We start from the raw sequence: 25,647 nt of genomic DNA on the forward strand, positions 1-25,647 counted from the left end.
GCCGGCCTCAGCCCAGGACCCGCGAGGGGTCGAAGTGGGCCGTGTCGTAGCCGACGCCGCGGCGCAGCATCTCGTCCAGGCAGCGCGGGCGCAGGCCCGAGGCGCGAAATTCGCCGTGCACCGTGCCGTCCGCCGAGGTGTGGGTGCGGTGGAAGGCGAAGATCTCCTGCATCTGCACCACCTGGCCTTCCATGCCGGTGATCTCCGAGACGCTGGTCAGCCGCCGCTTGCCGTCCGACAGGCGCATGACCTGCACGATCATGCCCACGGCCGAGGCGATCTGGCCGCGCACGGCCTCGGGCGGCAGCTTCATGCCCGACATGGCCACCATCTGCTCCAGGCGGGTGATGGCGTCGCGCGGGTTGTTGGCGTGGATGGTGGCCATGGAGCCTTCGTGGCCGGTGTTCATGGCCTGCAGCATGTCGAAGGCTTCCTCGCCGCGGACCTCGCCCAGGATCACCCGGTCCGGGCGCATCCGCAGGGCGTTCTTCACCAGCTCGCGCTGGCGGATCTCGCCCTTGCCCTCGATGTTCGGCGGGCGGGTCTCCATGCGCACCACGTGCGGCTGCTGCAGTTGCAACTCGGCGGCGTCCTCGATGGTGATCAGCCGCTCCTTGTGGCTGATGGCCGAGGACAGGGCGTTGAGCAGGGTGGTCTTGCCCGAGCCGGTGCCGCCGGAGATCACGGTGGAGATCCGCGACTTCACCGCCCCTTGCAGGAACTCGGAGACGCAGGCCGGCATCGCGCCGAACTCCACCAGCTTGTCGAAGGTCAGCGGCTTCTTGGAGAACTTCCGGATCGAGACGCAGGCGCCGTCGATGGTGATGGGGAAGATCGCCGCGTTCACCCGGCTGCCGTCGGCCAGGCGCGCGTCCACCATCGGCGAGGATTCGTCGATCCGCCGGCCCACCCCGGCGACGATGCGGTTGATGATGCGCAGCAGGTGGTCGTTGTCGCGGAAGCGGACCGGCGTGAGCTCCAGCTCGCCGCGGCGCTCGACGTAGACCTGGAACGGGCCGTTGATCAGGATGTCGTTGATGCTCTCATCCTTGAGCAGCGGCTCGATCGGCCCCAGGCCGACCATCTCGTCGAACACCGACGAGCCCAGGTCCTCCAGTTCGGCGGCGTTCAGCACCATGCGCTCGCCGCGGGCGAAGTCGGTCACCAGGCTCATCACCTGGCGGCGCAGCTCGCCGTCGTCCAGCTTCTCCAGCTTCGACAGGTCCAGCTCGTCGATCAGCCGGGCGTGAAGCTTCAGCTTCATCTCCAGCATCTGCTGGCCGGCGGCGGGCTTGGGCGGCGGCGCGGGCGCGGGCTGCGGGACGGGTTCGGTGAGGGCTTCCGGTTCGACGACGTCGACGACCGGGGCGGCCGCCGGCTGCCGGCTGAGGCTGAAGCGGGCCATCAGGCGGCCCTCGGGGCGCCGGCGCCGCGGCGCTCGTCGCCCCCGGCGATCCGGTCCACCAGGGCGTCGATGTCGCGCACGATCTTCGACTTGGGCCGATGCTGGCTGATCGGGCCGCCCAGGTTGACCGAGGCGGCCGCCGCGTCCCAGTCGGAGCTGACGCCGCCGTCGGCCTTGCGCTGCAGCGCGCGCTCGGCCTCGGCCAGGGAGGGGGCCGCGCCGAACAGGCGGCTGGCCAGCCGGTTGAGCACGATGCGCGGCCTGGCCGAGGTCGGCAGGGCCTGCTCGATCTCCTCGGACAGGGAGCGGGCGGCCAGCAGGGCCGGCACGGTGAGCTCGGAGATGATCAGCACCTCGTCGCAGCCGGCCAGCACCTCCAGGCTCCAGGCCCGCCGATGGCGGGGCATGTCGACCACCACGTGATCATAGGCCTCGCAGGCGATCTCCAGGATGCGCAGCACCGCCTCGCGGCTGATCTCGTCGAAGGCCAGGGGATCGCGGGGGCAGGCCAGCAGGTCCAGGCCCTTGCCGATCGGCGTGGCGAAGGCCGCCAGCAGCGCCGCATCCATGCGTTCGGCGGCCGGGCCGAACGAGATCAGGCCCATGGCCGGCGTGGCGCCGAGGTAGGCGGCCATGGCGCCGTCGGCCAGATTCAGGTCGACCAGGCAGACGCTGCGGTCCTTGCGGCTGCGCCGGGCGAGGGCGCAGGCGGTCTCGATGGCCACGGTGGTGGCGCCGGCGCCGCCGACGGCGCCCATGATCGTCCAGCAGCGCGAGCGCGCGCCCTGGTTGGCCGCGGCCTGGGCGCCGGCCGCGTCCAGCAGGGCGTAGACGGCGTTCTGCAGGTCCTCGTCGCTGAAGGGCGCCTCCAGCACGTCCGACACCGGCAGGCGCAGCAGGGCGCGCACCAGGCTGGCGGGCAGGCGCGAGCCGAGCAGCAGGGTGGGCGGCGGCGTCGGCTGGGCGGCGAACGCCGCCAGGCCGCTCGCCAGGGCCTCGGCGTCGACGGCGTCGGCGTCGATGAGCAACAGGTCGGCGGTTTCCGCCGTCACGTCGGCCAGGCGTTCGATCTGGCCCTGCTCCAGGGCCGCGCCGAACAGGGCGCCGCGCGACAGGGCCGTCAGGTCGGCGCCGATGGCCAGCACGCGCCGGCCGAGCAGGCTCCAGTGGGTCATAGGCGCGGCCTCGGATACGCGGAGAAGGAAGCGGACATCAGAGCTTCGGGTCCTCGTCGACGCTCTTCTCCATCAGCCGGTCGAGCGAATGGCCGCCCAGCATCAGGGCCGCGTTGGACGGCTCCTTGCTGTTGGCGAAGGGCTTGGGCGCCAGCTCCGTCGAGTCGGCCGCCGTGGCGAGGACCGGCGTGACGATGATCACCAGCTCGGTCTCCTGGCGCTGCCAGCGCGCCGAGCGGAACAGCAGGCCCAGGATCGGCAGGTTGCCGGCGCCCGGGATCTTGCGCACGGCGTTGTTGTAGTCCTGCTGGAAGAGGCCGGCGATGGCGAAGCTTTCGCCGCTGCGCAGCTCCAGCGTCGTCTCCGCGCGCCGAACGGTCAGGCTCGGCATGTCGTAGCCGTTGACCGTCAGCGTGGTGCGGCTGTCGATCTGGCTGACCTCGGGGCTCACCTGCAGGCGGATCAGGCCGTTGTCCTCGACCACCGGCTGGAAGCCCAGCTTGACGCCGAAGGGACGGAACTCGATGCCGATCTGGTTGTTGCCGGCCGGGATCGGATAGGGGAATTCGCCGCCGGCCAGGAAGCTGGCCTTCTCGCCCGACAGCGCCACCAGGTTCGGCCGCGCCAGGGTGCGCAGCACGCCCTTCTCCTCCAGCGCCTGCAAGGTCACGTCGATGCGCGCGGTGCCGGCGCGCGCGCCGATGGTCACCGCGCCCTGCGGATCGGAGTTGCCGAGCAGCCCCGTTCCCGAGGAGAACTTGAAGGTGGAGTTGTTGGCCGCGTCGATGTTGAAGCCCATGTCCTGCAGGGCCGAGCGGCCGGCCTCCAGGATGCGGACCTCGAGCATAACCTGCTGGGAGGCGCGCACCGTCAGCGCCGAGGTCACCGCGTCCGGCGCCATCTTCTCGGCCAGCGACTTGGCGCGGGCGGCCACCGAGGTGTTGGACACCTCGCCGGTGAGGATCACGCCATTGCCGAGATTGCGCACATGGATGTTCTCGCCGGGCAGGGCCGCGTTCAGATCGGCCGCCATGGCGTCGGTGTCGTAGCCGACCTCGACGTCGATCACCTCCTGCAACTGACCGCTGTCGCCGTAGACCAGGAGGTTGGTCGCGCCCAGCGCCTTGCCGCGCACATAGAAGCTGCGGTCGGTGGTGGCGACGATCTGGGCGGTGTCGGGCTGGGCCACCACGATACGCGAGGCCGGCCCGTCCAGGCGGAAGGACAGCGACTTGTCCTTGGGCACGTAGATCGTGCGGTTGGTCGCCGATTCCGCGGGGAAGGCGTCGCCGGCCGCCGGGCCGGCGCCCGCGCCGAACAGCAGGGTCGCGCCGAGCACGCCCGCGAGCATACGCTTGGACAGGCTCATGCGCCTTCGCCCTCCACGATGGTGATCAGGCGGCGCGGCGGCGCCGGCCGGTCCGCCGCCGCGGCGGAATAGCTGGAGCCGGCTCGGGCCGGGCCGGGAGCGCCGGCCGGGGCGCCGGAGACGACCTGTCCGCTGCGCAGGGGCGCGACCTTGTCGACCTCGGTCGAGCCGGTGCGCCGCAGCGCCAGGGACAGGGTGCCCAGGTCGCTGGCCACCGACAGCTTCTGGGCGTCGGCCATGTCGACTTCCAGGGTCGCAGTGTTGGGCATCACCGCCTTGGTCGAGGTCGGGTCGGCGTTCAGGTCGACCCCCAGCACCCGCACGTTCTGGATCACCACCTGGCTCACCAGGTTGCGATGCTCCTGATCCTTGGACAGGTCGCGGGTGAGGATCACGTCCACGTGGTCGCCGGGCAGGGCGTGGCCGCCGACGCCGGAGACGTCGGTGACGCGGATGGTGTAGGCGCGCATGCCCTCGGCGATCTCGGCGGCCACCGAGGCGCGCGCGCCCGGGCCTGAGAGCTTGGCCGGCAGCAGCGGTTCGCGTTCGGCCATGGGCGTGATCGCCACCGGCGCGCCGCCGCCGTCCTGCTTGAGCACAGCCTCGATGGTGCTGAACGCGCCTTCGGGAACCGCGCCCTGCGGATACTGGGCGACCTTCAGGTGACTCGCCTGCAGGCGCTCGCCATAGGCGATGGCCTTGGCCGCCACCACCACGGGCACGCCGCGCACCGGCTGCTGCGCCACGGCGGACGCCGCCGCGGCCATGGCGGTTTTCGATGGCAGGGTCGCCTTGGCGATGAACAGGGCCGCGAGGCCCAGGACCGCCGAAGCGCCCAAACTTACGATCGTGACTAGCCGCATCGCCCCCACGCTACGGTTCATGACTGAGCGGCGTTCACGATACGATTGGATAAATTTCACAACCGCCAACAAAGGCGGTGAATCGGGATCAACCTTGACGAGAGGTTGACGCCGCCAGCGGGCGGCGCGCCGGCGCCCTATTTCGGGGTCAGCTTCAGCAGGGTCTCGGTGGCGTCTTCCACCGCCTGGCGCGAATAGAGCAGCGGCACGTACTGGCCCGTGGCCCACAGCGGGAAGAGGTCGCGATAGTGGGGGCTTTCCGGATCGCCCGACTGCCCCGGCGTGTTGATCGCCTTGCTGTTGTCCCAGTCGCCCACGTCCAGGACCATGCGGAACGAGGCGCCGACGGTCACGCGGTAGTCGCTCAGCCGCCAGCTCGCCGCCAGCGGCGTGAAGAACGTGCCGGGCATCGGCGTGGGGCCCACGGTCATCTTGGCGCGGGTCGCCGGATCGGCCAGCGGAGCCAGGGCGTGGACGAACTCGGCCTGGTGCAGCTTGCCCCACGACCATTTGGAGGTGTCGGGCCCCAGGTGCTGGCGCACCTCGGCGTAGGCGTCCTTCAGGCTGTCGATCAGGATGGCGTTGCGCGCCGAGGGATTGGCCCCCAGCGCCTCGCCGGGGTCCTCCAGGAAGTCCAGCACCGCCGCCAGGTCGCCCTGGCCGATCAGGGCGCGGGCCGCGGCCGGCTCGGCGCGGGCGACGGTCACCCGGCCCAGGTGCTTGGCGGTCCACACCTCGAACAGGGCCGCCCCGGCGCTGTCGGCGTCCACATGCCGGTCCCAGCCGCGCAGCAGCTCCAGGGCGGCCGCGCCGTCCGGATCGCGGGTCAGCTTGATCCGCGACGTCATCGCCAGCAGGCGCCGGGCGGTGACGTCGACCGTGTCGGTCTGCAGGTCCATCGCGTCCTGCAGCGACAGATTGATCTTGGAGGTCAGCACCTCGCCGATCCGCGTCATCCGCGCGTTGTTCGACCACTCGAAGCCGACCTTGCGCTCGGCGTAGGGATAGTCGTCGGGCAGGTCCATCTGGTTGGCCGTGGCGATCCAGCCCTGGGCCGGATCGTAGAGGCTGGGAAGTTCGTCGGCCTTGAGGAAGCCCTGCCACTCGTAGCGGCCGTCGCCGGGCACGGGCAGCAGGCCGTCCCAGTTCGGCCGCCGCGGGACCATGCCGGCGGCCACCCAGCCGATGTGGCCGGAGGTGTCGGCGTAGACCTGGTTCTCCGAGGGCGTCGCCCAGCGCGAGAGGGCGGACTTGAAGCCCGTCCAGTCCTGGGCGGCCATGTATTCCGACGAGCCGAAATAGGCCGAGGTCCCCGGCTGGGCCCAGACGCTGCGCACGGCGAAGGCCCGATGCTTGGCCGCGTCCTCGTAGACCACCGGGCCGTGGCGCGTGAACTTCAGCTCCACCTGCCGCGGCGCCTCGCCCTTCACCTCGATGGTGTCGTGCACCACCGTCATCGGCTCCCAGCCGTCGCCATAGCGGTAGCGGTCCGGATCGGCGGGGTCGGTGTCGTAGACGTAGAGGTCTTCCTGGTCGGCGGCGAAGATGGTCAGGCCGAAGGCGATCTTGTCGTTGTGGCCGATGGAGACGCCCGGCAGCGCCGGCTCGCCCGCCCCGATCACCGAAAAGCCCGGCGCTTCCATCTGCACGATGTAGCGCAGCGAGGGCGCGCCGTGGGCGCGGTGCGGATCGTTGGCCAGGATCGGCCGGCCGGTGGCGGTGCGCGAGCCGGAGACCGTCCAGTTGTTGGAGCCGATCGCCTCGGTCGGCACCTCGCTCATCAGCTCGGCGGTCTTGCCGGGGCCGGCGTCGAACTTCACGCCGGCCGTGGCCAGCTCATAGACCTTCAGGACGTCGGCCGGCACGTCGCAGGGATCGAGCCCGTCCGGAATCTTGGTCGTCCAGGCCGGCTCGAGCTTCTTGTAGAGCTTGGCCGCGTCCAGGCCGGCGGCGCAGGCGATGCGCGCGCGCTTGACCTCCGATTCGACGTTGCGGGTCAGGCCGTGGCTGCGGATGCGCACCACGTCCTGCGGCGTCCACAGGTCCGGCGTCGTGCCGGCGATGCGGAACTCCTCGGGCAGCGGCCGGCGGCCGTCGCGGATCTCCTGGACGTAGGCGTTGATCCCGGCGGTGAAGGCCTCGGCGTAGGACTTGGCGTCCGGCCCGTAGGCGGCCCATTCCTTGTCCATGTCGCCACGATAGAGGAACAGCCGCGCGGCCTCGTCCTGGGCCACGTAGGCCGGGCCGAAGTCGCGGGCCAGCAGGCCCAGGCCCCGCTTGCGCCACAGGTCCACCTGCCACAGCCGGTCGCGGGCCACGTTGTAGCCCTGCAGGAAGAAGGCGTCGCGCACGCTCTTGGCGTAGATGTGGGGGATGCCCCAGGTGTCGATGCGGATCTCAGCCGGAGCGGCCAGGCCCGCCACCGCCCAGTCCTGTTCGGCCGGGCTCGCGGCCTGCGCGCCGACGGCGCCGGCGGCCAGGGCGCAGCCGATCAGGAGACGTTGAAGGATACGGGCGCTCGGCATGATCTCGGCTCCCCGCGGGTCTGACGCTGATTCGACCCAAGCTGATCAGGCGCGGCCGCCCATGGCAACGTCTGCGAGTGGCGCGAACCGCGCCCGGTCAGGCCGTCAGGCGGCCAATGACGGCGCGCAGCACGTCGCGCACCTCGTCCTGGCTCAGGTGCTGCTCCAGGCGCATGCGCGACCAGGCCTCGAAGCTCAGCAGCAGGTCCAGCGCCTCGAAGATCTTGGGATCGCCTATCTCCTGCGGCGGGGCGATGCCGCTCAGGATCTCCCGCAGCGTGATGGTGAGCCGCGTGGCGCCGCGCCCCAGGAAGCGCGAGCGGTGGCGATTGATGTCCGAGGCGCGCTTGAAGGGGGCGATCCGCTCGAACAGCTCCAGGCGCCGGTCGATCAGCTCGATCAGCTTGCCGCGCCAGTCGGTGGCGGTGAACGGCAGGTCCTTGATGAACAGCACTTCCTCTTCGATGACCTCGGACATCTCGCGGTAGAGGCTGTCCATGTCCTTGAAGTGCCGGAACACCGTGCGCAGGCCCACGTTCGCCCGGCCGGCCACCATTTCGGCGCTGGGCGAGGTCTCTCCTTCGCGGATCAGCGCCAGCATGGCCGCCACGATGCGCGCGCGGCTGTCCTGGGAGCGCAGGCGCCGGCCGTCTCGCTCCTCAGTCGGCGCGCGGCTGATCGTGGATGCGGCTTCGCCGGTCAAAGGCCTCGTCTCCTGGTGGACCTCCGTGCTTAGCGAGACCGCGCCTCCAGGGCCAGGGGTCAGGGCCGCATGGCCGAGCGTTTGGACGTTTCGATCGCATCGCTTCCGGCCGGCAGGCTGAAGAAGTCCCCGTCCTCGCCAAGCCGCAGGGTCCCGCTGAACTTGGAGCGCGCTCCGCCCAGGAACGGACCCTCCAAAGCCTTGACCGGCAAGGCGGGAACGATGTGGCTGAGCACCAGATATTTCACGCCGGCGCGCTGGGCGATCTCGGCCGCCTGCTCGGGACTGGTGTGGTATCCGACGATGTCGTGGAACACGTGCGCGAGATTGTCGCGCCCCGCCGCACGGGCGGTTTCCTCCTGCATCTTCACCAGCGTCGGCGACAGCGCTTCGTGCACCAGCAGGTCCGCGCCCTTGGCCGCGGCCTCGACCGAGGCGGCCGGCGCGGTGTCGCCGCTGATCACCACGCTGCGGCCCTTGTAGACGAACTTGTAGCCGACGGCCGGCCACACCGGCCCGTGATCCACCGGGAAGGCGGTGACCTTCAGGTCCGCATCGTCGATCAGCGTCACCGGCCCGCCGCCCTTGGTCACCTCGAAGGGGCGGGGCTCGCCGCCGAAGCCCTGGGGCGGCACGACCTTGGGCCCGTGGTGGGCGATGCGGTAGCCGCGATCCAGCTCGTAGGCGGTCATGAAGCCGTCCACCACCTGCGTCACGCCCGTGGGGCCGTAGATCGGCAGGGGCGCCTGAGCCGCTCCTCCCGCCCAATGCTGCAGCAGCACCGCGCCCAGCCCGTCGATGTGGTCGGAGTGGTAGTGGGTGATGAAGGCCGCGTTCAGCCGCGCGGGCATGAAGCCCATCAGGCTCATGCTCTTGGCCGCCCCCTCGCCGGTGTCGACCACGAACATGCGCTTGCCGGCAATCACCAGGGTGCAGGGCCCGGCGCGGTGCGGATCGGGCAGGGGCGAGCCCGTGCCGCACAGGCCCACGTGCAGGCCGTCGGGCAGGGCCGCCACCGGATCGCCCGTGAGGTTTCGCGCCAGAACGCGCCGCAGCAGGCCCGTGGCGATCTCGCCTCGCGCGGCCCAGACGCCGCCGCTGGCGATCAGGATCAGGCCCAACACAACCGCCAGGATGATCCCGGTCGCACGCTTGGCCGCCATGGCCGCCTCCCTGGTTGACCGCGCTCGAATAAAATGACACGGATATTGTCAATACATTCGCCGATCACCGGGCGAAGTCAAGCCGAGGGTGGAGACATGGACGTCCTGCGCACGCCGGATGAGCGCTTCGAGGGCCTGGCCGACTGGCCGTTCGCGCCCAACTATCTGGAGATCCGGGACGCCGACGGAACGGCGCTGCGCCTGCACTACGTGGACGAGGGCCCGCGCGAGGCCGCCCCGATCCTGCTGATGCACGGCGAGCCGTCCTGGGCCTATCTCTACCGCAAGATCATCGCCGCCCTGGTCGCCAAGGGCCATCGCGTGATCGCGCCCGACCTGATCGGCTTCGGCCGCTCCGACAAGCCGGCCGCGCGGACCGACTACACCTACGAGCGCCACGTGGCCTGGATGAGCGCCTGGCTCACGGCCCTGGACCTGAAGGACATCACCCTCTTCTGCCAGGACTGGGGCGGGCTGATCGGCCTTCGCCTGGTCGCCGCCTTCCCGGAGCGGTTCAAGGCCGTGGTGGCGGGCAACACCTTCCTGCCTGTGGGCGGCGGCTCCAGCGACGGCTTCACCGCCTGGCTCAACTTCAGCCAGAACGCGCCGGTCCTGCCGATCGGTTTCATCCTGCAGGGCGGGTCGGGCCGCGAACTCACCGAGGCCGAGGTCGCCGCCTACGAGGCGCCGTTCCCGGACGAAAGCTACAAGGCCGGCGCGCGCCAGTTCCCGGCGCTGGTGCCCGTCACGCCCGAGCATCCGTCGGTGGCCGAGAACAAGGCCGCCTGGGAGGTTCTCGAGCGCTTCGACAAGCCCTTCATCACCGCCTTCAGCGACAACGATCCGGTCACCCGCGGCATGGATGCGACGCTGCAGGCCCGCATCCCCGGCGCCAAGGGCCAGCCGCACGTGACGCTCTCGGGGGGCCATTTCCTGCAGGAGGACAGCCCGGCCGAGATCGCCGAGATCCTCGACAAGATCGCCAAGGCTTAAGGGAGGCCGCCGCCATGAACGTCGAAAACGCCGTCATGCCCACGCAGGACCAGATCGCCGCCATCTTCGGCTCGCCCGAGGACGGGCCGTTCGTGATGGTCAACCTGTTGAAGTTCAAGGACGTCGCCACCTATCCCGACGGCGAGCAGGTGTCCGGCCGCGAGGCCTACATGCGCTACGGCGACCGCGTGCGCGTGCTGGCCGAGTCCATGGGCTGCCGCATGCTCTTTTCCGGCGCGGTGAAGGGCCTGATGCTGGGCGAGGTGGAGGAGCTGTGGGACGCGGTGGCGCTGATGGAATATCCCTCGCGCGCCACCTTCCTGGCCATGACCCAGACCCCGGAATTCCACGAGATCGAGGCCCACCGCATGGCGGGCCTCGCCGGCCAGCTCAACATCGAGACCAAGTCGATGGCCGGCTGAACGCGGCCCGCTAGATCTCCACCATGTCGAAGTCGGATTTGGGCGTGCCGCACAGCGGGCAGACCCAGTCGGCGGGGATGTCGGCCCAGCGCGTGCCGGGCGCCAGGCCCTCGCCCGGGTCGCCCGCCTCCTCGTCGTAGAGATAGCCGCAGGTGCGGCACTGCCAGGTCTTGTAGGGCTCGTTCTCGGCCACCGGCGCCCCTCCGCCTCAGTGCATCTTGAAGCGGATGGGCACGGACTTGGGCCCGCAGACGAAGGCGGCCTGCATGTTCCGCGGCTGGCCGTCCAGCTCCACCGACTCCAGCCGCTTGAAGAGCTCTTCCCACAGCACCCGCATCTCCATGCGCGCCAGGTGCTGGCCGAGGCACACGTGGGCGCCGTAGCCGAAGGCCACGTGCTTGTTGGGCGTGCGCTCCACGTCGAACTTGAACGGGTCCTTGAACACCGCCTCGTCGCGGTTGCCGGAGGGATAGGACAGCATCATCCAGTCGCCCTTGGCGATCTTCTGGCCGGCCAGCTCGGCGTCGGCCGTGGCCGTGCGCATGAAGTGCTTCACCGGCGTCACCCAGCGGATGGATTCCTCGATCAGGCCGGGGATCAGCGCCGGGTTCGCCTTGATCTTGGCGAACTGCTCGGGGTTCTCGGCCAGCGCCCAGAGCGCGCCGGCGGTGGTCGAGGAGGTGGTGTCGTGGCCGGCCGTGGCGACGATGATGTAGTAGCCCATAGCCTCGATGTAGCCGAGCGGCTGGCCCTCGATCTGGCCGTTGGCGATCACGCTGGCGATGTCCTGGCGCGGCTTGGCGCGGCGGTCCTCGGTGATGCCGTTGAAGTAGGTCATGAAGTCCATGACCACCGACTGGATGGTGTCGACGCCCGTCCCGACGTCCATTTCGCTGAGGTCCGTGCCGGTGCGGTTCAGGTCCGGGTCGGCGCTGCCGAACAGCTCCTGGGTGAGCTTCAGCATCCGCGGCTCGTCGCTCTCGGGAACCCCCAGCACCTCCATGATCACGTGCAGCGGATAGAGGAAGGCGACGTCGCGGGCGAAGTCGCAGCGGTCGCCGTGCGCGGCCATGCGGTCGATGAAGCCGTTGGCGATCTCGCGGATGCGCGCCTCCAGCGCGCGCAGGTTCTGCGGGATGAACGAGCCCTGGGTCAGGCGCCGGTAGTTCATGTGGTCGGGGTTGTCCATCTGGACCAGGGAGCGGACCAGATGCGGACTGCCGCCCATCAGTTCGCGCACCTTCTGGTCGGCGTTGATGGTCGTCAGCACGGTGGAACGGTCGCCGTTGTGGAACAGCTCGTTCTGCCGCTCGACCTCCAGGATGTCGGCGTGGCGGGTGACCACCCAGAAGGGATCGAACCCTTCCGGCTGGGCCTGGGCGAGCGGCGCCTCGCGGCGCAGCCAGGCGAAGGCCTCGTCCACCGGCTTGCCGGCGCCATAGGCTTTCGGATCGACGATGGTCTCGGCCACGTCCTGGGGAATCATCGCGGTTCGCTCCCTTTGCGATCATGCGGCCGGCTTCTTCGGCGGCCGTCGTCGCTCTGACGATCTCACTAAGTTGCTAGTTGTTCAACAAGTAAGTAGTCTTCCGGCATGACTGCTTCGGCCCAAGCCCTTCGCCCGCGCCGCACCCAGGCCGAGCGCCGCGATCAGTCCGAGCGGCTGCTCTTGGCGGCCGCGGCCGAACTGGTGGGCGAGCGCGGGGTCGGCGCGGCCACCTTCGAGAACATCGGCCAGCGCGCGGGCTACAGCCGGGGCCTCGCCACCCAGAAGTTCGGCTCCAAGCAGGGCCTGATCGAGGCGCTGATCGCCCAGCTCCAGACCCGCCAGGGCGGCCAGCTCGACGACCGCGACGTCGACGAGGCGCCGGCGCTGGAGGCCATCCTGGCCTACGTCGACGTGTTCCTGCGCAGCTTGGCCGAGGACACGGAGCTGCGCGCCTATTTCATCCTGATGGCCGGCGCCATCGCCGATCTGTCGGACCAGCGCGGCCCCTTCGCCGACGCCCACGTCCAGGTCGAGCGGCGCCTGGAGGCGCTGGTCCAGCGCGGGCAGGCCGAGGGGACGATCCGCCCGGAGATCGACGCCGACGCCGCGGCCCTGATGATCGGCTCGCTGCTGCTGGGGCTGTCCATGCAGCTCCTGATCGATCCGAAGATGAACCTGGAGCCGATCCGCGAGATCAGCCTGGCGGCGCTTCGGCAGAGCTTCGCGGCGGCCTGAGCCGGCCGGCTACTGCGGATAGATCTTCACGCTGTCGGCCACCGAGTCGGCCACGTGTTCCTTGCTGATCACGCCGAGCACGTCCTCGGGCCCCGGCACGCCGGTTCCGCGCACCACCACGGCCATGGTGGCGTTCCTGCGCCACATGCGGCGGATCACGTCGAACACCACGTCGTCCTCGCGCACGATGGTGAAGTTGCGGCTGGCGATGTCGCCCAGGGTGACTTCGGTGCGCGACTGCTCCAGGCCCCGGCGCAGGCCGGTGTTCACCCGGATCACGCCCCAGATCCGGCCGTTGCGGGTCACCACCACGTGGCGCAGCCGGCCCTTGTGCTCGGGCTGGCTGACGTAGTCGTCGAAGCTGGTCTCCGCCGGCAGCACCTGGGTGTCGACGTCCATCACGTCGCGCGCCGAATGCACCAGGAACATGTTGGCGTGGCGCGCTTTGGGGATCGCCCGGCCGCGGTTCACCAGCTTGATGGTGTAGATGTTCTCGCGCGACAGGAAGCGGCGCACGCCGATCGCCATGGCCACGGCGACGATCATCGGCATGACGATGCTGTAGTCGAGCGTCATCTCGAAGATCATGGTCACGGCGGTCATCACCGCCCCGGTGGCCCCGCCGACCATGGCCCCCATGCCGACCATGGCGAAGGCCGGCACGCTCAGCGCCGGCAGCACGCCGGCCTGGTTCACCAGGGCCGCGAAGCCGCCGCCCAGGGTCGCGCCCATGAACAGCGAGGGCGAGAAGATGCCGCCCGACGAGCCGGAGCCCAGGCTCAGCGACGTCGCCAGAAGCTTGCAGGCGAACAGGAGCCCGAGCAGCCAGAAGACCGAGGTCTGGCCCAGCAGGATCGCCTGGATCGTCGCATAGCCGACGCCGTCGACGTAGTACTGCCCGAGCGTCCTGAAGAGCGTGTAGAACAGCACGCCCACCGCCAGCATCCCCAGGATGTGGCGCAGGTAGCGCGACTGGATCTTGTCGAAGAGCTCCTCGGCCATGTGCAGGCCGCGCACGAAGCCCGCGCCCGCCGCCCCGGTCAGGGCGCCGAGCACGGCGAAGAGGGCCAGGATGATCAGCGCCTGCGGGTCGGCCGCCAGCGCCTGGATCGGCGGCACCTCGAAGGCCGGCGCGTCGCCGAAGAACCAGCGCCCGACGAAGGTCGCCGCCCCCGTGGCGATGGCCACCGGCAGGAAGGTCTCGACGCTCACCTCCGGCAGCATCAGCTCGATGGCGAACATCACCCCGCCGATCGGGGTGTTGAAGGTCGAGGCGATCCCCGCGCCGGCGCCGGCCGCCACCAGGGCGATCCGCTGGCCCGCCGGCATGCGCACCACCTGGCCCAGGGTCGAGCCCAGGGCCGAGCCGATCTGGATGATCGGGCCCTCGCGGCCCACCGAGGCGCCGCTGCCGATGGCCAGGGCCGAGGCCAGCGACTTGACCACGGCCACCACCGGCCGGATCACCCCGCTCTTGTAGTAGATCGCCTCCATCACCTCGGGCACGCCGTGCCCCTTGGCCTCCGGGGCGAAGTTGGCCACCAGGAAGGTCACGCCGATCCCGCCGATCACCGGCGCCAGGATCACCCAGGGCCCCCAGCGCGAAGGGGCGGTGAACTGGTTGGCGTCGTAGGCCACCACCGCCTGGCCGGCGAACATCAGGTTGTGGATGAAGCCGATCAGGTCGCGGAACACCACCGCGCCGATCCCCGTCACCATGCCCAGCGCCAGGGCCAGGACGGACAACTGCACCAAGGTCAGCCGCCTCATCTCCTCGACCTCCATGGCGTTGGCGGGCTGAGGCGTCGGGGGACGCCGCCCCCGGTCGGGATCGGCGGCTGTGTCGGTCATCAGTTGCTGTCGCCTATGGCTTGTGCGCCGCTTGCGCGGCCTGGAACGCGATCGCCTGGGCGAGCGTGGCATCCAAAGCGGACGGCGGCATTAAATCCCTCGCTCCCGCCCATGGCAAATGCGCGGGGGCGAAGGCGCGGCGGCGTCAGCCGGTGTTGCGCAGGCCGGCGGCCACGCCGTTGATGGTCAGGTGGATGCCCGTGCGCACCAGCGTATCGTCGTCGCCGCCCCGCCGGCGGCGGATCAGCTCCACCTGCAGGTGGTTCAGCGGATCGATGTAGGGCGCGCGGCCGCGGATCGCCGCCTGCAGGGTGGGATTCGATTCGAGCAGCCTCGGCTGGTCGGTGATCTCCAGCAGCAGATCGTGCGTGGCCTGCCAGCGATCGCCGATGCGCCCGAAGATCGACTGGGCCAGCGCCCTGTCCGGCACGAGGTCGGCGTAGTGCTGGGCGATCGCCATGTCCGACTTGGCCAGCACCATCTCCATGTTGGCCAGCGCCGTGGCGAACACCGGCCAAGCCTTGGCCATCTCCTTGAGCTGGCTCATCGGCGCCTTGGTCGCCTCCACCGCCGCGGAGAAGCCGTACCAGCCGGGCAGCATCATCCGCGCCTGGGCCCAGGAGAACACCCAGGGAATCGCGCGCAGGTCCTCGATCCGCGCCGAGGTCGTGCGCGAGGCCGGGCGGCTGCCGATCTTCAGGTCGGCGATCTCCGAGATCGGCGTGGCCGCGCGGAAGAATTCCAGGAATCCCGGCGTCTCGTAGACCAGGTCGCGATAGGCGCGCATGGCCTCGGCGGAAAGCTCGCTCATGATCGGGGCGAAGGCGTCGCGCGGCGGCGGCCCCTTTCGCGGCGCGCGCAGCGAGGCAAGCAGCACCCCGGCGGTCAGGCTCTCCAGGTTCTGCCGGCCGATCTCCGGGTCGGCGTACTTGTTGGCCACCACCTCGCCCTGCTCGGTGACGCGGATGCGGCCGCGCACCGAGCCTTCCGGCTGGGCGAGGATGGCGTCGAAGCTGGAGCCGCCGCCGCGGCCCACCGCTCCGCCGCGGCCGTGGAAGAGCTGCAGCGCCAGCCCGGCCTCGGCCGCCACGGCCACCAGCCTCAGCGAGGCCTGGTGCAGCTCCCAGGTGGAGGTCAGGTAGCTGCCGTCCTTGTTGGAGTCGGAATAGCCGATCATCACTTCCTGCACGCCCTTGGGCTTCAGCATCCCGGCGATCAGCGGCAGGGAGAAATAGGCGCGCATGGTCTCGGGCGCGGCGCGCAGGTCGGCGATGGTCTCGAACAGCGGCGCGGACTGCACCTCGGTCGAGGCCGTCTCGCCCGGATGGAACAGGCCCACCTCCTTCAGGAGGACATAGACCTCCAGGAGGTCGGAGACCGAGTCGGTCTTGGAGATGATGTAGGTGACGATCGCCAGCGGGCCGTAGGCGGCGCGCATGTCCGCGGCGGCCTTCAGCACCTCGTATTCGCTGAGCGTCTCCGGCCGGTAGGCGTTGAACGGCGAATAGAGCAGCCGCCGGCCCTTCAGCTCGCCGATCAGGAGCTCGATGCGCGCCGCCTCGTCCAGGGCCGCGTAGTCGGCGCACACCCCGGCCTGGGCCAGCAGGTCGGCGACCACCCGCTCGTGCACGTCGGAGTTCTGGCGCATGTCCACGGTGGCCAGGTGGAAGCCGAAGGTCTCCACCGCCCGGATCAGCCGCGGCAGGCGGCCCTCGGCGAACACCGCTCCGTGCTCTGCGACCAGCGAATCCTGCATCGTCTTCAGATCGGCGGCCAACTCCTCGGCCGATCCGTAGGGGACCACGCCCTGCGGCGCGCGCGTGGTGGGCGCGTCGCCCGTCAGCAGGTAGCGCGTCGCCGTCAGCCGCCGGTGCATGCCGAACAGCGACCGCCGATAGGGCTCGTCCTCGCGCTGGGGCGAGTCGTCGCCCGATCGGTCCGCCAGCGCCTGCAGCGCCTCCGTCACATGGGTCAGCTTGTCGGAGAACGACAGCTCCCCGCCCAGCGCGTGCAGTTCGTCCAGGTAATAGGTCAGGGCCGCGCGCGACTGCTGGCGGAAGGCCTCGCGCAGGGTCTCGGCGGTGACGTTGGGATTGCCGTCGCGATCGCCGCCCACCCAGGAGCCGACCCGCAGGAAGCTGGCCAGGGGATGGTTCACCCCCAGGAGCTCGGACCACTCGGCGTAGAGCCCCGGCAGCTCGCGCAGGAAGCTGCGGTCCATGTAGGTGACCGCGTTCTCGATCTCGTCCTTCACCCCAAGGCCGGTCGCGCGCAGCAGCCGGGTCTGCCACAGGATGGTGATCTGGCGGGCGAGGTCGCGCTCCACCCGGGCGCGGTGCTCGGGGCCGCGCGCCTGGTCGTGGGCGTCCAGGTCCCGGGCGATGGCGCTGACCCGGTCGATCACCGCGTGGCGGCGCACCTCGGTGGGGTGGGCGGTCATCACCGGCGCGATCAGCGCCTTGTCCAAGAGCTCGGCCACCGCCTCGGGCGAGTAGCCGCGCTGGGCCAGCTCGGCCAGCGCGCCCTTCAGGTTGTCCGGCCCGCCGTCGGTGCGTCCCTGCCGCAGGGCGCGCCGCGCGCCGTGGTCCTCGGCGATGTTGGCGAGCTGCGAGAAGCAGGCGAAGCTCTGCACGAAGCGCACCGTGTCCGGCAGGCTGAGGCTGGCGAGCAGCCGGTCCAGCGCCTCGGCGCCTTGGCTTTCGCCCTCGCCCCAGTGGTGGGCCACTGAGGCCCTGCGGATCTGCTCGATCTGGTCGAACAGGGCCTGGCCGTTCTCCTTGCGGATCACGTCGCCGAGGATGCGGCCCAGCATGCGGATGTCGTCGCGCGATCGCATGGATGGTCTCCAGAGAGCGAAGGGGGAGGAAGGGGCCACCCTAGCCCACGGGGGCGCTGCTTCGTCCAGTGGCCAGGCGCTTGCGCCGATCAGCCCGCCCGAAAGGCGCACATCTTCGGCGTTGACGATCCCGTTCACAGGCGTAATGTTCTTGCGAGTCATTCGCAAATAGGATCGATCCATGAACATCCGCCCCGATCCGGCCGCGCCCGCGGATCTGCGCGAGCTCACCCGCGGCGAGCACCTGGTCGTCTGGGCCCTGAGGGCCTTCGTCGCCGACTGCTTCGACCACGCCATGGTGCGGCGCGGCTTCGAGGACGCTTGCGGCGCGCGGGCGCCGGAGGCCAGCATGGCCTTCCTGGTCTTCGCCCAGGCGCTCGTGCTGCGCGGGCGCCGGCGAATCTGCGTCGGCGCGCCCGGCCGGCTGGCGCTCACCCGCGACGAGCAGCAGATCGCGGCTCTGTTCGCCGACGCCCAGGCCGCCGACCGGGCCGGCTTCGACGCGCGCCTGGCCTTTCTCCTCGGCCGGCCGGCCGAGGCGCCGTTCTTCGCCGCGGCCGAGACGACGGCGCGGGCCCTGGCCGCCTGCGGGCGGCGGCTGCGCGCGTTCGGCGCCGGCCGCGCCGCCGGGCCGGCCGCTCCGCGCCCTTCGCGCGACCTTGGCTTGGCGGTGGTGGCGTGAGCGCGTCCGCCGCTCCCGGCCCGCCCGGGCTCTGGCAGGGCGAGCGCCTGCTGCTGGCCGCCGTGCGCGCCTGGGCGAGCTGCCGCGCCGGCCGCGGCGAGCCCGCCAGGACGATCCGCCGCGCGATCGCCTGCGTCGCCTCCGAGCAGACCGGCGCGCTGTTCGCCGCCTTCATGGAGGCGCTGGAGGGGGTGAGCCGCCGGCCGATGCGCCTGCATTGCGGCGCCTGCCCGGGCTACGCCGAGGACGAGCAGCGGCTGATCCTGGCCTGCGGGCTCAGCGCCGTCGCGCCGGATCTGGCCGCGCGCCTGCTGGAGCCCTTGGCGCGCGATCCCTCGGCGGCGGTCTGCTTCGCCCGGGCGCTGAACGTGGCCCTGGTCGCCGACGGTCTGGCCCTGCCGGCGCGCCTGACGGACGGCGCCGAGCCGGTGACCTGGCACTAGGCGCCTTGAACCCTCAGGGCAGGAGCATCGCCACCAGCGTGTCGATGTGCGCCTCGATGGTCTCCGGCTCGCTCGGGTCGACCCCCCACAGCAGGCGCGCCTGCGGCGCCACGGCGAAGAAGAGCTGGCTCGCGCCGACCAGCACATAGGCCATGTTCGCGGTCGGCAGGTTCGCCGGCGCCAGGCCGTGCGCCTTCAGATAGTCGGTGTAGGTCTGGCCCATGCGCACCCAATGCTGGGCCTGAGTCTCCACCACCCAGCGCAGCCGCTCGCTGTCGCGAAACGATTCCTGCAGCACCACGCGCGTGTGCTCGGGATGGTGGGCCCAGTAGCGCACGTGCCGCCGCAGCAGCTCGCGGGCGTAGGTCTTCGGGTCGGCGAACGCCGGGTCGGCCGGATCGGGCCGGTCCACCAGCTCGGCCTCGCGCTCGAACAGATAGGCCGTCGCCGCGCGCCAGAGCTGGTCCTTGCTCTTGAAGTGATACTTGATCAGGGCGTGGTGCACCCCCGCCCTGGCGGCGATCTCGCGGGTGGACGCGCCGTCGAATCCCTTGCCCGAAAACTCCTCGAGCGCAGCCAGCAAAATGCTGGCTTGCGTCGCTTCCCGCTGCCTGACGCGCGCGTTCACAATTAAGCCGCCCCTGAAATACTCCTATGGTTGCAATTTCACGGTCGGGGCGAGTCCTGGCAATTCGCAATCGGCACGCCAATACCAAGAAAGCGCCGCTGTGTTGCAGGGTTGGCGCGGTTTGGGGGCTTGCGGGGCGTAGTACTAGACCCCGAACAACGTCCTTAAGTAGGGATTGAGCATCCGCTCCTCCGGATCGAGCCGCCGGCGAACCTCCAGGAAGTCGTTCCAGTTGGGGTAGAGCGCGGCCAGGTCAGGCGCCTTCAGATCGTGCAGCTTGCCCCAGTGCGGCCGCCCGCCGTGCTTGCGCAGGATCGGCTCGATCAGGGTGAAGAGGAACTTGTAGTCGTCCTTGTAATAGGCGTGCACGGCCAGCGACCCGCGCGGTCCGCCGTTGAACGGCGACAGCCACGCCTCGTCGGCGGCGATGCGCCGAAGCTCGATGGGGAAGAAGACGTCCGGCCGGTGGGCCTCGATGGCCGCCATCACCTCGCCCAGCGCCGCGAGCTGCTGGTCCGGCGGCAGGTGGAACTCCATCTCGTTGAACCGCACCGGCCGGTCGGTGGAGAGCAGCTTCCAGCCCTCGTCGATCGCCTCCTCGGGCTTGACCGAGCCCAGCAGGGCCTTGGCCGCGGCCTTGCGCAGCGGGGTGGAGAAGCCCAGGAGGTTGCGAAGCTGCTTCAGCGCCTCGAGGAGCTGGGTGTCGGTGTCCGCCTCCGGCCCGCGCGGGATCGCCGGCGCATCGGTTTCGTCGTGGGTGATGTTGGCGCACAGCCCGGTGAAGGGCACGGCGTAGAATTCGAAGTTGCGGTGCTCGGCCCAGCGCTGCTCGGCCTTGGCCAGGGTTTCCTCGAAGGGCTCCACCCAGACCTTGCGGTGCAGGCGGCGGTTGGCCGAGGTGGCCAGCCGCACCTGGGTGATCACGCCGAGCGCGCCCAGCGAGACCTTGGCCGCCTGGAAGACGTCCGGCTCGCGCTCGGCGTCGCATTCGATGATCTCGCCGGAGGGCGTCGCCAGCCGCAACATGCGGATGTCGCTGTGGATCGCGCCCAGATGGATCCCGGTGCCGTGGGTCGCCGTGCCGATGGCGCCGCCCAGGGACTGCTTGTTGATGTCGGGCAGGTTGGCCATCGCCCGGCCCTTCTCGGCCAGGGCGGGCCCCAGCGCGCCCAGCCGCGTGCCGGTCCAGACGATCGCCTCCTCGCCCTCCCAGCCGGCGATCCCGGCCAGGCCGTCGAGCGTCATCAGCGCGCCGGAGGTGGGCACGAGGCCGGTGAAGGAGTGGCCGGCGCCCACCACGCGGACCGGCGCCGTGGCCGTCTTCAGGCTGTCGGCGACCTCGGATTCCGACTTGGGCGCGAGCCGCTCGGCCGGATAGCCGTACTGAACGCCCGACCAGTTGCGCCAAAGAAGGTGTCCCTGGCCGTCCACGCTCGCCGGCGACGGCGGTTCGGGCTTCTCCCGCGTGGCCAGATAGACGCCGCCGCCGGCCGCGGCGACCACGCCGGCGGCCCCGCCCAACAGGATCGCTCGCCTGGAGATCATCGCGTCTTCCCTTCGTGGCCGGCCAGGAACCGGATCAGGCCCTTGAAATCGTCCGGCGTGCATGCGGCGCATTGGCCGAGCGCGGGCATGCCCTTGTAGCCCTGCACCACGTGATCGAGCAGCACGTCCTCGCCCTGCTTCCAGCGCGGCGCCCAGGCGGCCTTGTCCTGCACCAGCGGCGCGCCCGAGCCGGCGGCGGCGTGGCAGGCCTTGCAGGCGCCGTCATAGAGTTCGGCCAGGTGCGCGTCCTTGGGGCTCAGGCTGGCCGGATCGGCGGGCGGGGCGGGGGCGGGCGAGCATGCCGCCAGGGCGAGCCCCGCGGCGGCGAACGGCAATAGGCGCTTCAAACGATCCCCCCTGCGCATCGGCCGCGTGCTCTGGCCGCGGCGTCGCCGGGGACGATAGACCGATCCTGACGCCGCCGTCAGCTTGCTCGTGGCCGCGGCGGCCTAGAGGCCGGCGGCCTGGGGAATCTCGCCCTGCGGCGGCGACAGCACCTGCTCGATGGTGGCGAAGAGCTGGGTCACGTCGATCGGCTTGCCCACGTGGGCGTCCATGCCTGCCGCGCGCAGCTCGGCCACCTGGTGCACCATGGCGTTGGCGGTGAGGGCGATCACCGGCGTGCGCCGCCGGCCGCTCGCCGCCTCCCGCGTCCGGATCTCCCGCAGCGCGGCCAGGCCGTCCATCACCGGCATGTGCACGTCCATCAGGATCACGTCCCAGTCGCCGCTCTCCCAGGCCGCGACCGCCTCGGCGCCGTTGTCCACGGTGACGGGCTCGATGCCGGCCTGCTTCATCAGCGTGCGCAGGACGAGCTGGTTGACGGCGTTGTCCTCGGCCGCCAGCACCCGCAGCTCGTCGCTGGCCAGCGTCGGCGCTTGGGCCGGATCGGCGCGCCTGTCGTCCCGCGCCGCGCCGACGCGGGCGAACGGCAGGCTGGCCGTGAAGGTGGAGCCCTCGCCCGGCGTGCTCTCCACCCGGATCGTCCCGCCCATCAGGGCGCACAGGTCGCGGCAGATCGCCAGGCCCAGGCCGGTTCCGCCATGGCGGCGGGTGGTCGAGGCGTCGAGCTGCACGAACTTGCCGAACAGCTTCTCCAGTTGGTCGGCGGGCACGCCGATGCCGGTGTCGCTCACCGACAGGTCCAGCCAGCCGTCGCGGCGGCGCGCGCGCACCACGATCGCGCCGGTCTCGGTGAACTTCACCGCGTTGGAGATCAGGTTGTGGATCACCTGGCGCAGGCGGGTGGGATCGCCGCGATAGGTCCCGGCCGCGTCCTCGTCGATGTCGAGCGTCAGGCTCAAGCCCTTGCGCGCGGCCACCGCGGCGAAGGCGGCGCGGCTGGCGCCCAGCACGTCGCCGAGCTCGAAGGCGATGGTCTCCAGCAGCAACTGGCCCGCCTCGATCTTGGCCAGGTCGAGCACGTCGTTGAGGATGGCGGTCAGGGTTTCGCCGGACTCGCGGATCACCGCCAGGCGCTCGCGCTGGGCGGGGGTCAGCGCGTCGGCGTTCATGGCCTGGGCCATGCCCAGCACGCCGTTCAGCGGCGTGCGGATCTCGTGGCTCATGGTCGCCAGGAAGGCGCTCTTGGCCTGGTTGGCGAGGGCGGCGGCCGTTTCGGCCTCCTTGGCCGCGGCCATGGCGTCCAGCATCTGCCGGTCGGTCTTTTCCCGCACCAGGCCCGTCTGCACCACGTAGAAGAAGAAGCCGGCCATCGCCGCCACGGCGAAGACCGTGGCCGCCCAGGGCGCGTCGCCCGCGCGCCAGAGCAGCGCGCCGACGCCGTTGAGGAACATGGCGAGCAGGGCCGCGCCGCCGACGAGCCGGGAGATCACGAACTCGCTGACGCTGCTGAGCGCGACCGCGCCGGCCATCGCCATGCCGGCCATGATCGAGGCCTGCGAGCCATGCAGCACCAGCGCCGTCGGCAGGGCGCAGTAGACCAGGGTCATGCCGAAGGTGAACAGCGCCAGCGCCATCTCGCCGCGCCCGTCGGGCCGGGCGCGCTCGGCGATCCAGGCGCAGAACGCCTTGCTCACCGACATGATGACGATGTTGGCGGCGAACCAGCCGATGCAGAAGCGCACGTCCAGCCAGATCGCGCCGGCCAGCGCCGCCATGAGAGTCATGGGCAGAATCACCAGACGATCGCGGCGCCGGAAGGCGGCGATCTGCGTCCAGGATCTAGCCGAATCAGAAGGTTGCACTCGTCCGCCCCTGCGCCGGACATGGTCGTCGATGCGGCTTAACGTGCAATAAACCTCCGAGCTGAGTCGCGGCACGCAAAATCAGCGCGACGCCTGTGAAGCGCGTAGCAGGAAGCCCAGGATTTCGGCCACCGCCACATAGAGCTGACGCGGAATTTCCTCGTCCAGCGGAATGGTCGACAGGGCTTCGGCCAGGGCCGGGTTCTTCTCCAGCGGCACGCCGTGCTGCTCGGCAGCGGCGATGATCTTCTCGCCGATCGGGCCGCGTCCGGTGGCCACCACCTTGGGCGCGTGGGGCGCGTCGTATTTCAGGGCGACCGCCAGGGTGCGCTTGCCGGGCTCGCTCATGCGCTCTGGTCCATGAAGCGGCCGGGCCCCGCGGCGGCCCGCGGCGGCGCTCCGGCGTAGACGTTGACCTCCGCGTCCAGCGCCGCGTCCGAAAGCGCCTGCGCGAGCAGGGGCCGGCCCAGCCGCAGCACCTCTACGCTGGCCGGCCGCTCCGCCCACAGGGTCACGCCCGCGTGCTCGCCGCTCAGGGCGACCTGGGCGTGCATCGGGCCCAGGGGCTCCAGGTCGATGGAGAAGCGCGCGCGGTAGACCGGCTCGCGTTCGCCCTCGCGGCCGACGTGGCCCTCGTCGTCGCGGCTGATCTCGAACTGGGCCACGCTCGCGCCCTGCGGCGTGGTGAAGGGAATCTCGAACATCCAGCGCGTGGTCTGGGCGTCCTCGGCGTGCGGGTCGGCGGGGGGCAGGGAGGCGGCCTGCAAGAGCTCGTGCCGGGCCAGCGCGCCCTCCACGTCCTCGGCCAGGCGATGGCCGGCCTGGGCAGGCGAGGCGTCGGCGGTCAGCGCCGCGCTGGCGGGCGCCTGGGCGGTGGTCGGGCCGCCGCGGTAGGGCGGCGGCGGGGCGGCGGCCGTGCGCGCGGCGGGCGCATGGTCCCCTCCGCCCAGCCAGTTGGAGAGCGCCTGCTTCAGGGTCAGCAGGTCGGCCTTCAGGTCGCGGCCCGCCGGCGAGGCGTTCGGCCGTTCGGCCAGGTTGCGCTCCAGGAACAGGCCCGACTGCAGGAAGGTCCGCGCGATGGTCGCGCCGTCGACGTCGGGACCAAGCGGCGCGGCCTGGGTCATGAGGCGCGTCGCGGCCGCCAGCACCTGGGGCGGCAGGCCGCGCACCTTCAGCGCCTGGCCAAGGTCGGCGAACAGGGGGCCGAGGGCGGTCTGCCTCGGGGCGGCGCTCTGCACGGCCTCGGCCACCGCCTTGGCGTGGATTTCGACGGGCGCCGGCTCGACCGCCTGCTGCGCTTCGGCGGCCTTGGCCTCCACATCGGTGCGCAGGGCCGGCGTCACCGCCCGCACGGGCGTGACCGGAAGGGTGAAGAGCGTCGTCGAGACGCCCTGGATCGGCGCGATCGCCACGGCTCCGCCTCGCCTGGTTGATCGCGCCCAGCCTAGGCGGGCGGTCCTAAGGCTGCGTTAAGGATTCGCCGGCAGGTCGCGCCAGGCCTTGGTCGAGCTGCCCGGCCAGGTCGTCGCCTCGTAGACGCCGCGGGCGATGGCGCGGGCCAGCACGTCGGCGGCGAGCGCGCCGATGCGCGCCACGGTGAAGGCCCGGGGCTCGGCCAGCTCGCGCTTGCCGGTGGACAGGGCGAACACCACGTCGCCGTCGAAGGGCGCGTGGATCGGCCGGATCGCCCGGGCCAGGCCGTCCTGGGCCATGATCGCCACGCGCTTGATCTCGCCGGGCTCCAGCTTCACGTCGGTGGCCACGGAGGCGATGGTGGTGTTCTGGCGCGCCTTCGGATCGGCCTTGGCCGGCCCCCATTCGTCCGGCAGCGCCGTCAACTGGTCCACGCCCAGGCCGCCGAATTCATTGTCGAGCTCGAACGGCGCGGCCCAGAACTGCCGCGTGCCCGGCGCCACCGGCGAGCCGGCGCTGTTCACCGCCACGATGGCGCCCACGGTGATCCCGTCGGCGGTCACCGCCGAGGCCGAGCCCAGCCCGCCCTTCAGCCCGCCCGAACGCGCGCCGTAGCCCGCGCCGGCGGTGCCCAGCTTGAACGTGTCCGAGGCGGCCTCCACCGCGGCGATGCCCAGCCGGCGGTAGGGCGGATCCAGCCCCCAGGCCTTGTCGCCGCCGTTGGGGATGTCGAACAGGATCGCGGCCGGCACGATGGGCGAGGGCGGCGCGCCCGGCGGCAGCGTGCCCATGCCGTAGCCCCGGCCCTGCGCGCCGAGCCAGGCGCACACCCCGTCGGCCGCGCCCAGGCCGTAGACCGAGCCGCCGGACAGGCAGATGGCGTGGGCCACGTGCACCAGGTTCTCCGGGGCCAGGGCGTCGGTCTCCCGCGTGCCCGGCCCGCCGCCGCGCACGTCCACGGCGGCGATGGCCGCCTCGTCCGGCAGGATCACCGTCACCCCGGTGCGCGCCTTGGCGTCGTCGGCCTGGCCCACCTTCAGGCCAGGCACGTCGGTGATCAGGTTGCGCGGCCCGGCCTTGCCCGGGGGCAGGGGAAAGCGCGGCGCCGGCTTGGGCTCGGCGGCGCTCGCCGCGCCGGCGGCCTGCGCGCCGGCGGCGGCTGTCATCAGGGAAGCAAGAAGGGCGCGGCGATTCATGGCG

23 protein-coding genes are annotated in these 25,647 nt (G+C 71.1%); 5 read left to right on the plus strand and 18 right to left on the minus strand.

The annotated features are described in order from the left end of the window. Positions 1–7: 7 nt before the first annotated feature. The 7 genes from ACE3TA_RS13230 to ACE3TA_RS13260 all read right to left on the minus strand — a co-directional run bounded on the left by ACE3TA_RS13230 (position 8) and on the right by ACE3TA_RS13260 (position 9,203). Complete coding sequence (locus ACE3TA_RS13230) at positions 8–1,405, minus strand: CpaF family protein (RefSeq protein WP_374574395.1); 1,398 nt, start codon at positions 1,403–1,405, stop codon at positions 8–10. After that, entirely contained in the window at positions 1,405–2,580 is a 1,176-nt protein-coding gene (locus ACE3TA_RS13235) for a CpaE family protein (protein ID WP_374574396.1), read from the minus strand. Before ACE3TA_RS13235 ends, ACE3TA_RS13230 begins: the two co-directional genes overlap by 1 nt. Before the next feature lie 37 nt (positions 2,581–2,617). Further along, the gene (locus ACE3TA_RS13240; RefSeq protein WP_374574398.1) at positions 2,618–3,949 is read right to left on the minus strand and encodes a type II and III secretion system protein family protein; all 1,332 of its coding nucleotides are present in this window, start codon (positions 3,947–3,949) and stop codon (positions 2,618–2,620) included. Then, positions 3,946–4,833 carry a Flp pilus assembly protein CpaB gene (cpaB, locus tag ACE3TA_RS13245; protein ID WP_374574400.1) on the minus strand — a complete coding sequence of 296 codons (888 nt, stop codon included), beginning with the start codon at positions 4,831–4,833 and terminating at the stop codon, positions 3,946–3,948. The genes ACE3TA_RS13240 and cpaB overlap by 4 nt, the downstream gene beginning before the upstream one ends. 116 nt (positions 4,834–4,949) lie before the next feature. Further along, entirely contained in the window at positions 4,950–7,337 is a 2,388-nt protein-coding gene (locus ACE3TA_RS13250) for a penicillin acylase family protein (protein WP_374574402.1), read from the minus strand. Between the two features lie 97 nt (positions 7,338–7,434). Next, positions 7,435–8,040, minus strand: a complete 606-nt coding sequence (locus ACE3TA_RS13255; RefSeq protein WP_374574404.1) for a TetR/AcrR family transcriptional regulator — start codon at positions 8,038–8,040, stop codon at positions 7,435–7,437. A 59-nt stretch (positions 8,041–8,099) separates the two neighbouring features. Then, complete coding sequence (locus ACE3TA_RS13260; RefSeq protein WP_374574406.1) at positions 8,100–9,203, minus strand: MBL fold metallo-hydrolase; 1,104 nt, start codon at positions 9,201–9,203, stop codon at positions 8,100–8,102. Positions 9,204–9,299: 96 nt separating this feature from the next. Here ACE3TA_RS13260 and ACE3TA_RS13265 point away from each other — a divergent pair, with 96 nt between their 5' ends. Beyond that, complete coding sequence (locus tag ACE3TA_RS13265; protein ID WP_374574408.1) at positions 9,300–10,196, plus strand: haloalkane dehalogenase; 897 nt, start codon at positions 9,300–9,302, stop codon at positions 10,194–10,196. A gap of 14 nt (positions 10,197–10,210) precedes the next feature. Further along, the gene (locus tag ACE3TA_RS13270) at positions 10,211–10,618 is read left to right on the plus strand and encodes a DUF1330 domain-containing protein (RefSeq protein WP_374574410.1); all 408 of its coding nucleotides are present in this window, start codon (positions 10,211–10,213) and stop codon (positions 10,616–10,618) included. A gap of 10 nt (positions 10,619–10,628) precedes the next feature. Here the strand turns inward: ACE3TA_RS13270 and ACE3TA_RS13275 are convergent, their stop codons facing one another. Beyond that, a complete protein-coding gene (locus ACE3TA_RS13275) occupies positions 10,629–10,811 on the minus strand; it encodes a rubredoxin (RefSeq protein WP_374574412.1) in 183 nt (60 codons plus the stop codon). A 15-nt stretch (positions 10,812–10,826) separates the two neighbouring features. Continuing rightward, on the minus strand, positions 10,827–12,104 hold the full coding sequence (locus ACE3TA_RS13280) for a cytochrome P450 (protein ID WP_374574414.1): 1,278 nt from the start codon (positions 12,102–12,104) through the stop codon (positions 10,827–10,829). A 108-nt stretch (positions 12,105–12,212) separates the two neighbouring features. Between ACE3TA_RS13280 and ACE3TA_RS13285 the strand changes: the two genes are divergently transcribed. Further along, complete coding sequence (locus tag ACE3TA_RS13285) at positions 12,213–12,842, plus strand: TetR/AcrR family transcriptional regulator (RefSeq protein WP_374574416.1); 630 nt, start codon at positions 12,213–12,215, stop codon at positions 12,840–12,842. 9 nt (positions 12,843–12,851) lie between these two features. Here the strand turns inward: ACE3TA_RS13285 and ACE3TA_RS13290 are convergent, their stop codons facing one another. Then, the gene (locus ACE3TA_RS13290) at positions 12,852–14,693 is read right to left on the minus strand and encodes a chloride channel protein (RefSeq protein ID WP_374574418.1); all 1,842 of its coding nucleotides are present in this window, start codon (positions 14,691–14,693) and stop codon (positions 12,852–12,854) included. 145 nt (positions 14,694–14,838) lie between these two features. Further along, complete coding sequence (gene ppc, locus ACE3TA_RS13295; RefSeq protein ID WP_374574420.1) at positions 14,839–17,529, minus strand: phosphoenolpyruvate carboxylase; 2,691 nt, start codon at positions 17,527–17,529, stop codon at positions 14,839–14,841. A gap of 181 nt (positions 17,530–17,710) precedes the next feature. Here ppc and ACE3TA_RS13300 point away from each other — a divergent pair, with 181 nt between their 5' ends. Then, entirely contained in the window at positions 17,711–18,211 is a 501-nt protein-coding gene (locus tag ACE3TA_RS13300) for a hypothetical protein (protein ID WP_374574422.1), read from the plus strand. Then, the gene (locus tag ACE3TA_RS13305; RefSeq protein ID WP_374574424.1) at positions 18,208–18,654 is read left to right on the plus strand and encodes a hypothetical protein; all 447 of its coding nucleotides are present in this window, start codon (positions 18,208–18,210) and stop codon (positions 18,652–18,654) included. The genes ACE3TA_RS13300 and ACE3TA_RS13305 overlap by 4 nt, the downstream gene beginning before the upstream one ends. 13 nt (positions 18,655–18,667) lie before the next feature. On the opposite strand, the gene ACE3TA_RS13310 is transcribed toward ACE3TA_RS13305, so the two are convergent. The 7 genes from ACE3TA_RS13310 to ACE3TA_RS13340 all read right to left on the minus strand — a co-directional run bounded on the left by ACE3TA_RS13310 (position 18,668) and on the right by ACE3TA_RS13340 (position 25,613). Then, positions 18,668–19,237 carry a TetR/AcrR family transcriptional regulator gene (locus ACE3TA_RS13310; RefSeq protein ID WP_374574426.1) on the minus strand — a complete coding sequence of 190 codons (570 nt, stop codon included), beginning with the start codon at positions 19,235–19,237 and terminating at the stop codon, positions 18,668–18,670. 189 nt (positions 19,238–19,426) lie between these two features. Continuing rightward, positions 19,427–20,827, minus strand: coding sequence for a D-arabinono-1,4-lactone oxidase (locus tag ACE3TA_RS13315; RefSeq protein ID WP_374574428.1), 1,401 nt, complete (start codon positions 20,825–20,827; stop codon positions 19,427–19,429). Continuing rightward, positions 20,824–21,162, minus strand: coding sequence for a cytochrome c5 family protein (locus ACE3TA_RS13320; protein ID WP_374574430.1), 339 nt, complete (start codon positions 21,160–21,162; stop codon positions 20,824–20,826). Before ACE3TA_RS13320 ends, ACE3TA_RS13315 begins: the two co-directional genes overlap by 4 nt. Before the next feature lie 114 nt (positions 21,163–21,276). Next, positions 21,277–22,956 carry an ATP-binding protein gene (locus tag ACE3TA_RS13325; protein WP_374574431.1) on the minus strand — a complete coding sequence of 560 codons (1,680 nt, stop codon included), beginning with the start codon at positions 22,954–22,956 and terminating at the stop codon, positions 21,277–21,279. Between the two features lie 159 nt (positions 22,957–23,115). Continuing rightward, entirely contained in the window at positions 23,116–23,382 is a 267-nt protein-coding gene (locus ACE3TA_RS13330; RefSeq protein WP_374574433.1) for an EscU/YscU/HrcU family type III secretion system export apparatus switch protein, read from the minus strand. Then, the gene (locus ACE3TA_RS13335; protein ID WP_374574435.1) at positions 23,379–24,446 is read right to left on the minus strand and encodes a flagellar hook-length control protein FliK; all 1,068 of its coding nucleotides are present in this window, start codon (positions 24,444–24,446) and stop codon (positions 23,379–23,381) included. Before ACE3TA_RS13335 ends, ACE3TA_RS13330 begins: the two co-directional genes overlap by 4 nt. 57 nt (positions 24,447–24,503) lie before the next feature. Next, a complete protein-coding gene (locus tag ACE3TA_RS13340) occupies positions 24,504–25,613 on the minus strand; it encodes a P1 family peptidase (RefSeq protein WP_374574437.1) in 1,110 nt (369 codons plus the stop codon). Positions 25,614–25,647: the final 34 nt, after the last annotated feature.

The organism is Phenylobacterium sp., from assembly GCF_041916435.1.
GTDB lineage: Bacteria > Pseudomonadota > Alphaproteobacteria > Caulobacterales > Caulobacteraceae > Phenylobacterium.